Genomic DNA, 11,849 nt, shown 5'->3' with positions numbered 1-11,849 from the left:
AATACTTTAATTTTGCCCACTAAAATCACTTTTCTATGCAATTTGAAAGAAAGAAATATAGCGATAAAATTCTCAAAAATCTGTACGAAGGCTTGCTAAGGCCAAGAATGATTGAAGAAAAAATGCTTATTCTTTTACGGCAGGGCAGAATAAGTAAATGGTTTTCCGGCATTGGTCAGGAAGCTATATCTGTTGGAGCCACCCAAGCGCTCGATGCAGATGAGTACATACTGCCTATGCATAGAAATTTAGGGGTTTTTACATCAAGAGATGTTTCTTACGCCAAGTTATTTGCCCAATTTCAAGGCAAAACAAGTGGTTTCTCTAAAGGTAGAGATCGTTCATTTCATTTTGGCACCAACGAGCATCACATCGTGGGTATGATTTCTCACCTGGGCCCACAGCTGGCAGTAGCAGATGGTATAGCGCTGGCGAATAAGCTCCAGGAAGAATCTAAGGCCACCCTCGTTTTTACCGGTGATGGTGGAGCCAGCGAAGGGGATTTTCATGAAGCCCTAAATGTGGCTGCGGTTTGGGACCTGCCTGTAATTTTTGTCGTGGAAAACAACGGCTATGGCCTAAGCACTCCGAGTAATCAGCAATTTAAGTTTAAAAATTTTATAGATAAAGGCCCGGGTTATGGCATTGAGGCGGTACAGATTGACGGCAACAATGTGCTTGAGGTTTACGCTACCATAGACAAGCTGGCAAAAAGTATTAGAAAGAAGCCGAGACCAATTTTAGTAGAGGCTATGACGTTCCGTATGCGTGGTCACGAAGAAGCCTCAGGCACAAAATATGTACCTCAGGAGCTGATGGAGAGCTGGGCAAAGAAAGACCCTTTAGAAAACTACGAGTCGTACTTACTCAAAGAAAAAGTTATAGACAAAAGCTTTATTGAAAAGCTTAGAGCCAGTATACAAAAAGAAATAAACGAAGGGCTTGAAGCTGCTTATGCTGAATCTTTGCCAGAAGCTAATGAAACTCTGGAGTTGAGCGATATGTACGCTCCACATGAGCAGGTAATTGTTGACGAAAAGGGCAGTAAGTCTCCCAAAAGGTATGTTGATGCCATCTCGGATGGCCTTAAACAAAGCCTCGAGAAATACCCTGAGCTTATCGTAATGGGCCAGGATATTGCAGATTACGGTGGTGTATTTAAAATCACAGAGGGTTTTCTCGATAAGTTTGGTGAGGGCCGTATAAGAAACACTCCTCTATGCGAATCTGCTATAATCGGTATAGGATTAGGTCTGTCGATTAAAAAGCAAAAGTCGGTAATCGAAATGCAGTTCGCTGATTTTGTAACCTGTGGTTTTAACCAGATCGTGAATAACCTGGCCAAGTCACACTACAGATGGCAGCAAAATGCTGATGTTGTGGTGAGAATGCCAACAGGTGCTGGCGTTGCTGCCGGTCCTTTTCATAGTCAATCAAACGAAGCGTGGTTTTTTCACACGCCAGGTCTTAAGATTGTTTACCCATCTACGCCTTACGAAGCCAAAGGGTTACTAGCAGCAGCCATCGAAGACCCTAACCCTGTCATTTATTTTGAACACAAGGTATTATATCGCTCACTCACAGAAGATATACCTGACGACTATTACACCATAGAAATCGGAAAAGCCAACTTAGTACAAGAGGGTGAAGATCTATCAATCATTACCTACGGCATGGGTGTGCATTGGGCCAAAGAAATCGTCAGTGAGATGGAATTAAATGCAGACATTTTAGACCTTAGGTCTTTATTGCCTTGGGATAAAGATGCTGTAAAGCAGAGCGTAGAAAAGACAAATCGTGTGCTCGTTCTCCACGAAGACTGCTTGACCGGTGGTATAGGCGGTGAAATCGCTGCCTGGATCAGTGAGCATTGTTTTACGGCTCTTGATGCACCTGTAATGCGAGAAGGAAGTCTAGATACAGCCGTTCCCTTTTCTCCTCCTTTAGAAGAGAACTTTCTGCCCAAAGGCAGGCTCAAACGAAAAATTAAAGAATTGCTGGAATTTTAACTAAATTAGTACGTTATAGTAAATTCCACCTTGAAGTGGCTACTGATACGTTTTGATTTTTAGCAATTCCAAATATTGTCGAAACCTTTTGCTCAAAGTTCTTTTTGGGTTCATCATATTTATATGTGTGAGTGTAATTCCTGATAACGAGGTCGTAGCACAGGAAAAAAGCCGCTACGAAAAAATTCAGGAGCGTAAAAATAAAGCCAACCGTAGACTAAAAAGACGAGGTGACAAATCTCGCAAGGGTAAAAGAAAGTTTACTCAATTTAAAATTAGAAACAGACAGGGCGACAAAGCCTATAAAGGTGACATCACAGGCAGAAAGGTGCGTTCAAGAATATCTTTGACCAAAAGATCAAGAGCGGCACACCCACAACCTAACCCCTACGCTGGCCGAAGAAAACAAACCGAAGCCAGCCGAGCCAAAGCCTTTAAAAGAACTGTACGATTTTCACAAAAACCAACAGAACGCGCCTGGAAAGGAAACCTTACAGGGAGCCGTATTGCCACCAAAGACTTTAGATCAGAAAAGCAAAAAATAAAAGCAGGCCGCTCACCATTATCTGGTGGTGGTATAAGTGGTGAGCGTGATGGTGCCCGCTTTACAGGACAGGGATTCAAAGGTGTGCGCTCAATCTCTGGCAGATCAGATGGTTCACGAAAAAGAAACAGAATCGTTCCGAGGTCATCTTCTGGTGCATACACAGTACGCAAGCGAGCCAAACCGTATGCCATAAGAGAGCGCTCAAAATGGGAGAGCGCCTATAAAGGAGATATTACTGGTCGAAAATTTCAGACTAAACGCACACTTGATCGCCCTACTATACAGGCAGCGCCTGAGGTAAACTACTCCTTTCAGGGTAAAGGGCGCAGAGGTGACAGAGCCTACAAAGGAAAAATTACGGGAGGTTATAAATCAGCTACTTCTGCAAAGGAGAAAGCCTGGAAAAATGACATTTCGGGAACAAAATTGAGAATCCGTACCAGCGGACAACCTAAATTTAACGATCCACATTTCAGACCATACTATAGCCGAAAAAGAAAAGGTGATAAGGCATTTAGAGGCAAACTTCCAGGCGGTGGTTACAAAACAGCAGGAAGAAAAATTGAGCGAACCAGTCGTGCTTTACCTCAAAAAGCACCTGCTGCTGGTTCTGAACGTGCCATTCGTTTTCAAGGAAATATGAAGGCGCAAAAGCCACTTAAAGGCGGTGGAAGTATCAGCGAAAAATTGAGAAATAATAACGGAAATCCTATTCAAGGTCGTGGTTATAGAGATCAGGATCAGCGGGTCGCAAAATTTCAAGGCAATTTAAAAGGTCGCAAACCATTAAAAGGTGGCGGTAGTATCAGCGAAAAACTGAGAAATAATAATGGCAATCCAATTCAGGGCCGTGGTTTTAAAGAGCAAGACCAACGGGTAGCACGTTTTCAAGGAAATATTAAAGGCGGAAAACCGCTTAAAGGGGGTGGTAGCATAAGTGCGAAACTTAGAAACAATGACGGAAGGCCCATTCAGGGTAGAGGGTTTAAAGACCAGGACCAAAGAATAGCCAGATTTCAGGGTAACCTAAAAGGCGGTAAACCGCTCAAGGGAGGAGGAAGCATCAGCGCAAAGCTTAGAAACAATGATGGCAAGCCTATACAAGGCCGTGGCTTTAAAGATCAGGATCAAAGAATAGCCCGATTCCAGGGTAACATCAAAGGAGGCCGGCCATTGAAAGGCGGTGGAAGTATTGCAAGAAACCAATGTAACAATGATGGCAAACCGATTCAAGGCCGTGGTTTTAAAGATCAGGATCAGAAAATAGCAGGTTTTCAGGGCAACCTCAAACAGAGAAGAAATACTGATATTACAGATCAGGATCGTAAAACTGCCAGGCACACCGGCAACATAAAACAGTGGAAATATAAAACCGGCCCTTTAGACGAAATGAAGTATACCGGAAGCTTTAAACGAACCGGTAAACATAAAATGAACCCTAACTCTCCTGATGAAGGACTCAAAACCAAAGCTCCGTCAAAAGCTACTGCCAAAGCCTCAGATTTTCAGGGTAGATTTAAGGTAACAGGTAAGTTTAAACAAAACCCTAACTCAGCAGATGAAGCATTGCCAGGAAAGATGCCAACAAAAGCTACTACAAAGGCCATGGACTACCAGGGAAGAATCAAGCTTACCAGTAAGTATAAAAAGAACCCGAACTCTGCTGATGAGGCCCTTCCGGGAATCGGACCTAAAAAACCTATGATAGCTGCCAGCAAATATCAGGGTACGCTTAAGATTAATCGATTTGCATATAAAAACCGACCAAATGCTGTCAAGGGTTCCATGCGCGGTATTGGCCCTTCTAAGGCTGCCATTGCAGCCAGCAATTATCAAGGCAACTTGAAAATGCGTAAAGGACAGCTAGCCGACAAACACCCAAGCTATAAGTTTGACAGGCCTCAGGATAACCTGGTAGACAAAACTAAATTTAGTTTAAAGCTGTTATGGTCAAAGCTTTTCAAGAAAAGCGAAAATCAGCCTCAGATGCTAAAGGAGAAAGAACGCAAACCACGATATGACAAGGGCGAGCAGGGGCTTTGGAATGATTAATACGACAAATATGAATTGGAATCAATTACAGAGTAACGATCTACTCGATAAAATAAAAGAAGAATCTAAATCTCAACCTGTACTTATTTTTAAACATAGTACAAGGTGTTCGATCAGTAGCATGGCACTCAATAGACTTGAGCGATCTTGGGATGAGAGTGAGATGGAAGGGCTAAAGCCTTATTACCTGGACCTTATTTCTTATAGAAATATCTCTGACCAAATCGCTTCAGATTTTGGTGTAGAACATGCCTCACCACAAGTAATAGTGATTAAAGATGGCGCTGCCGTGTACGACAACTCTCACATGGGCATAAGCTACGAAGAGCTTCAGGAGTTCGCTAAAAACTAAAGCTTACTTTTTGCTCAATGGCTGGGTCAAGGCTCAGCGCAACGGGACAAGTAAGGGCTGCGTTTTTGAGCATCTCTTTTTGTTTGTCCGAAGCCTCAAGGCCATTCTTTTCAAACTCCACAGTGATTTTGGCAATCTTTCTAGGGTTAGCAGACATTTCTTTGGTGATCTTCGAGGTCATACCTGTGAGATCAACATTTTCTCTACGGGCAACTATACCCATAATGGTCATCATGCAAGCACTTAGAGCACTGCACACCAAATCTGTGGGAGAAAAAGCCTCCCCTTTGCCATTGTTATCTGTTGGCGCATCGGTGATTACTTTTTGCCCGGATTTAAGGTGTTGATTCGTTGAACGAAGCTCACCAAGATATTCAGATTCCATTGAATGCATAACCATCTAGAATTTAAACTTAAATAAGAATATTTGCGTTACTGCTTATAATGGCTAAATTAGATAACTTTTATTAGTGTTTATCCTCTGTGGCAAATCATTTTAAATTAATAACACTTCTTTTGGCAATGTTGATTGTCAATCACTCCAACGGTCAGGAATTAGCATCCGATAGCTACTCCTCAGAATTCGTATGGGGTATAAATAAGAATACCGCAGGGGGACTTATTGGTGGTTTTGTGCTACGAAAGTCTAAGCAAATTAATGATAGACTCTATGAAAGCGTTGGACTGGAATTGATGAATGTAAAACACCCGCTTGAAACACAAAGGAGAAGTACACTCTCCGGTAACACTTTTATATTCGGAAAAACTAATTATCTCTATGCCATAAGACTGCAATACGGCCGTGAGTTAATTTTATTTAGAAAAGCTCCACAGCAAGGTGTAGAAATCAAACTTAATGCTGCAGTCGGCCCTTCTATTGGTTTACAAGCTCCTTATTATATAGAATATTTAAGAGACGGTGGACCAAATACTTTCAGAGAGCAGTATAACCCTAATAAGCATACCATAAACTGTTCTACTTCTGCTAATTGCATAATTGGTACAGGGTACTTGTTTCAAGGCCTGCATGAGTCTCAATTTAAGCTGGGCGGCAATGCAAAGGTTTCTTTAAGCTTTGAGTTGGGCACATCAAAAAGTAATGTAACAGGCGTTGAGGCAGGTTTTTTAATTGATGCCTACACCTCCGAAATTGAACTGATCCCGACAGCTGAAAACAAGGGAGTTTTCCCAACCGCATTTGTAACCATGTTCTACGGCTCAAGAAGATAATCGCTTTTTCGTTGCCTTCGTGAATCCTTTAATACCTAATTTTGTTGGAATAAAAAAAATCAATTCTCAATGATAGAATTACCTGTTGTTTCTGAAGCGGAAAATAAAAAAAGGCGCAAGCCTGACTGGCTAAGGGTAAAACTGCCGGTAGGAAAAGAATACGCAAAAGTTAGAAAGCTTGTTGACGAATATAAACTTCACACTATCTGCGAAAGCGGCAACTGCCCAAATATGGGTGAGTGCTGGGGAGCGGGTACGGCTACTTTCATGATTTTAGGCAATGTGTGTACAAGAAGTTGTACATTCTGCGCAGTAGCCACTGGTCGACCACCGGAGTATGACGAGGAAGAGCCGAAGCGTGTAGCTGAAGCCATCAAGTTGATGGGAGTAAAACATGCTGTTATCACTTCTGTAAACCGTGATGAGCTAAAAGATAGAGGGGCAGAGATTTGGTATCATACAGTAGCCGAAACCAAAAAACTAAGCCCTGAAACAACCATTGAAACACTTATTCCTGATGTAAAAGGAAATTGGGATGCTTTGTATCGCATGATCGAACCTGGTCAGGAAGTGGTGTCGCACAATGTAGAAACAGTGGAGGAGCTTTACCGAAGAGTGAGACCTCAGGCAAAATATCACCGAAGCCTTGAGCAAATCAAGCTTACAAAAGAAGCTGGCAAAAGAACTAAATCAGGCATTATGCTTGGTGTTGGCGAAACACCTGATCAGGTACATAGAGCTATGGATGACTTAGTAGCTAATGGCCTTGATATTCTTACTCTGGGTCAGTACCTGCAGCCGACTAAGATGCACTTAGAAGTAGCAGAGTTTGTGCACCCCGATCAGTTTGATGCATACAGAGAAGAGGGCCTTAAAAGAGGCTTGAAATATGTGGAGTCTGGTCCTTTGGTTAGATCTTCTTACCACGCAGAAAGACATGTAAATGTGCCGATATAGCTGAGGATAATCTATAGAAATCAAAAAAGGAGCTTTTTACAAAGCTCCTTTTTTTATGATCTATATTTTTTAAGGTTAGTTACTACCAACCTTTTGATCTTGCAATTTATCTACAACAGGTCGCTGATCTCTGTTTGACAATACCCAAGCCGTATGAAACACAAGTTGCGCACGCTTAGTCAACAGCTCGAAGTTGATCTTATCAATCGTGTCTGTTGGTTTGTGATAATCTGCGTGTACGCCATTAAAATAGAAAATGATCGGTACGTTGTTCTTCGCAAAGTTCCAGTGGTCAGATCTGTAATAAATTCTGTCAGGATGGTTTTCATCGTTATAAGTATAGTCCAGATCAAACTGAGTATACGTTTCATTTACTTTCTCACTTATCTCATGTAACTCACTCGAAAGTCTATCCGCACCTACCAGATATACATAATTTGGATTGGCCTCATGTTTTTCATCAACTCTACCAATCATGTCGATATTAAGATCTACAATCGTATTCTCTAAAGGAAATACAGGATTCTCTGCATAATACTCTGAACCCAAAAGCCCTTTTTCTTCTCCAGTAACAAGCATAAATAACATACTTCTTCTCGGTCCTTTGCCAGCCTTCTTAGCTTCTACAAATGCTTCTGCGATTTCTATCACTGCCGAAGTACCTGACCCATCATCATCAGCTCCGTTGTAAACTTCTTCACCATCAACTCCCACGTGGTCGTAGTGAGCTGTAAGTACAACAAGCTCATCTTTTAAGTCGCTTCCTTCAAGGTAGCCAAGCACATTTTCAGTCTGCATTTCTTCAACCTTTGTGCTAATGTTATAAGAAATTTTAGCTGGCTTGGTAGCCTTGCTTACTTTCCCATCTTCAATTGAAGCTCTAAGCTTTTCTATCTTCGTTTTGAAGATATCTCCTGCCAATGAAGGTTTTACAAAAAACACCCCGTCAAAAGAGGCTCCACCTTCCTGTGCCGGCTTTTGAACTGACAGGCTACCTCCGCTTAAATAATGCTTTAACTGATTGTTTAATCCGTCAAATTCTTCATCAGATGCTGTGTTGACAGCAAATAGTACTTCTGCACCATTTTTCTCTGCTAGCTCCGCTGGGCCTCTCCAGGCACGTGTATTAGCAACAATCGCTAAAACAGCCTTTCCTTTAACATCTACATTTTTAAAATCTTCTTCAGTACCAGCTCCTACAAAAACGATGTCTTTAGTTTTTTCACCATCAGTTGCTGACTTTCCGTAATACACGACACCTTCAAAATTAGCATACTGCTGATCTTTTGATTTGGCATAAATATCCCCAGGCTTAACTGTATAAAGCGTCACGCCCTGATAAAATCCAGAGTTTCCGCCATTGGCTACTGGCCCCTGCAAACCCATCTCCTGAAATTGACTCGCGATAAAGGCTGCTGCCATTTTTTGACCTCTCTCTCCAGTCTCTCTTCCTTCTAAAGCATCAGAGGCAAGAATAGACAGGTTTTCGTACATGTCATCTTGTGTAATAGTTTCGGCAAATTTTACCGAAGGGTCATCACTTTGCGCGTATGTTGAAACGGCAAGAAATGCACCCACAATGCATATCAAAAATTTCTTCATAGTTTATTTAGTTTATAATCATTCAAAAATACCTAAATCTGCTTTAATAAGCAGATCGTTTAAGCCAATTGTGACAAGCGGTGTAGTCACCTTTTTAAGAAAAGAATTGATGGCTATAATTCCCAAACTGAACATTTTTTGTGCCAAATTAATTATACATTTGTAGTCCAATTTGAGGACGATATTTATTCATTAACCATTTCCCTGAAATGAAATTAAATGTAAAGGATTCTGAGCGATTTGATGTACGTCACAATGGACCAGACGAAGCACAAATTAAAGAAATGCTCGAGACCATCAAGGCTAGTTCGTTAGAAGAGCTAATCGATGAAACCATCCCAAAAAGCATCCAGTTAAAAAAAGATTTTGATCTTCCTTTAGCCAAAAGTGAATATCAATTTATCAACGACTTTAAGAAGCTTGCAGGTAAAAACAAGATCTTTAAAAGTTATATCGGAACTGGTTATTACAACTGCATAACTCCACCTGTCATTTTAAGAAACATTCTAGAAAATCCAGGTTGGTATACAGCTTACACTCCTTACCAGGCAGAGATCGCTCAAGGAAGGTTAGAGGCTTTAGTTAATTTCCAGACAATGGTTATTGATCTTACAGGAATGGAGATCGCAAACGCCTCGTTGTTGGATGAAGGTACTGCTGCGGCTGAAGCTATGAGTATGCTGGCTGGTGCCAGAAAGAAAGAAAAGAAAAACGCATCGAAGTTTTTTGTAGATAAAAACACTTTCCCTCAAACTATTGATGTGCTTAAAACTAGAGCACTACCAATTGGCATCGACTTAGTAATCGATGATTTGAGTAATCTTGACTTAACTGATCCGGAACTATACGGGCTGCTTATTCAGTACCCAAATAATGATGGTAGCATCGAATCATATGATGCACTGATAGCTGCGGCAAAAGACAACAATGTATTTGTATCTGTCGCTGCTGATCTAATGGCGCTTGTAATGCTCAAGTCTCCAGGAGCAATGGGTGCCGATGTAGTCGTTGGCTCCAGTCAGCGATTTGGTGTGCCTATGGGAAATGGCGGCCCTCATGCTGCTTTCTTTGCTACAAAAGAAGACTTTAAAAGACAAATACCAGGCAGAATTATAGGAGCTTCACTTGATAGCCAGGGCAACAATGGGTATCGTATGGCCCTACAAACCAGAGAGCAGCACATCAGAAGAGAAAAAGCCACTTCCAATATTTGTACAGCTCAGGTTTTATTGGCTGTAATGGCCGGCATGTATGCTGTATATCATGGCCCTGATGGTTTAAGAAGAATTGCTGGTAGAATACACGGGTTAGCTCAATTGCTCAACCAGGGGCTCGAAGACCTTGGCATCAGTCAGCTCAACAAGCAATTTTTTGACACACTTAAGGTAAAAGTTGAAAATGCAGAAGAAGTAAAAAAAGCGGCAGAAGCCAAAGAAATAAACTTCAGAATTTTTGACGCTAACCATATCGGTATATCACTTGATGAGAGTACTAGACTTCATGATGTAGCCGATATACTTTCTGTTTTTGAAGAGGTGAGTAAATCAAAGCTTTCTATAGATTTAGAAAAAGCTGCTGATCATATTGATGTAAAATGGGATAAGGAGATCGTAAGAACTGAAGAGTTTATGACTCACCCTACATTTAACATGCACCACAGTGAGCATGAAATGTTGAGATACATCAAGCGTTTGGAAAATAAGGATCTTTCTTTAGTACACTCAATGATCTCACTTGGCTCATGTACTATGAAGCTCAATGCAACTACTGAGATGATTCCTGTTACCTGGCCTGAGTTAGGTAAGATTCATCCTTTTGCACCACAAGATCAGATGGAGGGTTATAAGGAACTGTTTACTGATCTTGAAAACTGGCTATGTGCCATTACTGGCTTCGATGCAGTTTCATTACAGCCAAATAGTGGCGCACAGGGCGAATATGCCGGTCTTATGGTTATTCGTGCCTATCACGAAAGTCGCGGTGAGTCGAATAGAAATATTACACTTATTCCATCTTCTGCCCACGGCACAAACCCTGCAAGTGCAGTCATGGCAGGCATGAAAGTGGTTATTGTAAAGTGTGACGATCAGGGAAATATTGATCTTGAAGACTTAAAAGCCAAAGCCGAGAGTAATAAGGACAATCTTGCGGCACTTATGGTAACCTACCCATCTACACACGGGGTGTTTGAAGAGAGCATTGTTGAGATTTGTGATGTTATCCATCAGTATGGCGGACAAGTTTATATGGATGGTGCAAACATGAATGCTCAGGTTGGTTTAACAAGCCCGGCAAATATTGGTGCTGACGTTTGTCACCTTAATCTTCATAAAACCTTCTGCATTCCTCACGGTGGCGGTGGCCCAGGTATGGGACCAATCGGTGTAGCTAAACAACTTGCTCCATTCTTACCGAGCAACCCAATTTCAGCTACAGGTGGTGAAAAAGCGATTTCGTCAATCTCTGCTGCACCTTACGGTAGTGCCAGCATTTTAGCCATTTCATATGCTTACATCGCCATGATGGGCAAGAATGGTTTAAAGAAAGCTACGCAACTGGCTATATTAAATGCCAACTACATCAAAGAGCTTTTAACTGGTCACTACGATGTGCTTTACACAGGTAAAAATGGTCGTGCGGCTCATGAAATGATTATAGACTGCCGTGAGTTTAAAAAAGCCGGTATTGAAGTTGAAGATATTGCAAAAAGACTCATGGACTACGGCTTCCATGCACCTACAGTATCTTTCCCTGTGGCTGGCACAATGATGATTGAGCCTACAGAGAGTGAAACTAAGGAAGAGCTAGACAGATTCTGTGATGCGATGATTTCTATTAGAAAAGAAATTGCAGAAGTAGAAGACGGTATAGCTGATAGAGAAAACAATGTACTGAAAAATGCCCCACACACAGCCTCATTGGCACTGAGCAGTGATTGGGACAAGCCTTACTCACGTGAGAAAGCAGTTTATCCTTTGCCTTATGTAAAAGGTAATAAATTTTGGCCAACAGTAGGTCGGGTAGACAATGCCTACGGTGACAGAAACTTAATTTGTAGCTGTCTGCCCCTCGATGAGTATGAAGATGAAGCTATAGAAGC

The 11,849-nt window shown here is 41.6% G+C and carries 8 protein-coding genes; 6 read left to right on the top strand and 2 right to left on the bottom strand.

Annotated elements, in window-relative coordinates; translation table 11 throughout:
• The first annotated feature begins 35 nt into the window (after positions 1–35).
• The 3 genes from E1176_RS13135 to ytxJ all read left to right on the top strand — a co-directional run bounded on the left by E1176_RS13135 (position 36) and on the right by ytxJ (position 4,960).
• Positions 36–2,009, top strand: a complete 1,974-nt coding sequence (locus E1176_RS13135) for an alpha-ketoacid dehydrogenase subunit alpha/beta (RefSeq protein WP_155211092.1) — start codon at positions 36–38, stop codon at positions 2,007–2,009.
• Between the two features lie 88 nt (positions 2,010–2,097).
• Positions 2,098–4,608, top strand: a complete 2,511-nt coding sequence (locus E1176_RS13130; RefSeq protein ID WP_155211091.1) for a hypothetical protein — start codon at positions 2,098–2,100, stop codon at positions 4,606–4,608.
• A 10-nt stretch (positions 4,609–4,618) separates the two neighbouring features.
• Positions 4,619–4,960: a bacillithiol system redox-active protein YtxJ gene (gene ytxJ / locus E1176_RS13125; RefSeq protein WP_155211090.1), complete on the top strand. Its 342-nt coding sequence runs from the start codon at positions 4,619–4,621 to the stop codon at positions 4,958–4,960.
• On the opposite strand, the gene E1176_RS13120 is transcribed toward ytxJ, so the two are convergent.
• Positions 4,950–5,354, bottom strand: coding sequence for an OsmC family protein (locus E1176_RS13120; protein ID WP_155211089.1), 405 nt, complete (start codon positions 5,352–5,354; stop codon positions 4,950–4,952). The two genes, ytxJ and E1176_RS13120, sit on opposite strands and share 11 nt — an antisense overlap.
• A 128-nt stretch (positions 5,355–5,482) precedes the next feature.
• Between E1176_RS13120 and E1176_RS13115 the strand changes: the two genes are divergently transcribed.
• On the top strand, positions 5,483–6,190 hold the full coding sequence (locus tag E1176_RS13115) for a hypothetical protein (RefSeq protein WP_155211088.1): 708 nt from the start codon (positions 5,483–5,485) through the stop codon (positions 6,188–6,190).
• Positions 6,191–6,259: 69 nt separating this feature from the next.
• Positions 6,260–7,147, top strand: coding sequence for a lipoyl synthase (gene lipA / locus E1176_RS13110; RefSeq protein ID WP_155211087.1), 888 nt, complete (start codon positions 6,260–6,262; stop codon positions 7,145–7,147).
• 75 nt (positions 7,148–7,222) lie between these two features.
• Here lipA and E1176_RS13105 read toward each other — a convergent pair whose 3' ends face one another.
• Positions 7,223–8,749 carry a M28 family peptidase gene (locus E1176_RS13105; protein ID WP_155211086.1) on the bottom strand — a complete coding sequence of 509 codons (1,527 nt, stop codon included), beginning with the start codon at positions 8,747–8,749 and terminating at the stop codon, positions 7,223–7,225.
• A 209-nt stretch (positions 8,750–8,958) separates the two neighbouring features.
• On the opposite strand from E1176_RS13105, the gene gcvP reads away from it, so the two are divergent.
• Positions 8,959–11,849, top strand: a 2,891-nt coding sequence (gcvP, locus tag E1176_RS13100) for an aminomethyl-transferring glycine dehydrogenase (protein WP_155211085.1), incomplete at its 3' end; no start/stop codon positions are given.

It is taken from the genome of Fulvivirga aurantia (genome assembly GCF_009711475.1).
In the GTDB taxonomy this organism is placed as follows: domain Bacteria; phylum Bacteroidota; class Bacteroidia; order Cytophagales; family Cyclobacteriaceae; genus Fulvivirga; species Fulvivirga aurantia.
The sequence above is the reverse complement of the archived record's forward strand: the minus strand, read 5'-3'. Positions and strand labels throughout refer to the sequence as shown.

Excerpts from the sequence above, each read along its gene's own strand:
- E1176_RS13135 (WP_155211092.1), top strand. The coding sequence starts at position 36 with ATGCAATTTGAAAGAAAGAAATATAGCGATAAAATTCTCAAAAATCTG.
- ytxJ (WP_155211090.1), top strand. The coding sequence starts at position 4,619 with ATGAATTGGAATCAATTACAGAGTAACGATCTACTCGATAAAATAAAA.
- E1176_RS13120 (WP_155211089.1), bottom strand. The coding sequence starts at position 5,354 with ATGCATTCAATGGAATCTGAATATCTTGGTGAGCTTCGTTCAACGAAT.
- E1176_RS13115 (WP_155211088.1), top strand. The coding sequence starts at position 5,483 with ATGTTGATTGTCAATCACTCCAACGGTCAGGAATTAGCATCCGATAGC.
- lipA (WP_155211087.1), top strand. The coding sequence starts at position 6,260 with ATGATAGAATTACCTGTTGTTTCTGAAGCGGAAAATAAAAAAAGGCGC.
- E1176_RS13105 (WP_155211086.1), bottom strand. The coding sequence starts at position 8,749 with ATGAAGAAATTTTTGATATGCATTGTGGGTGCATTTCTTGCCGTTTCA.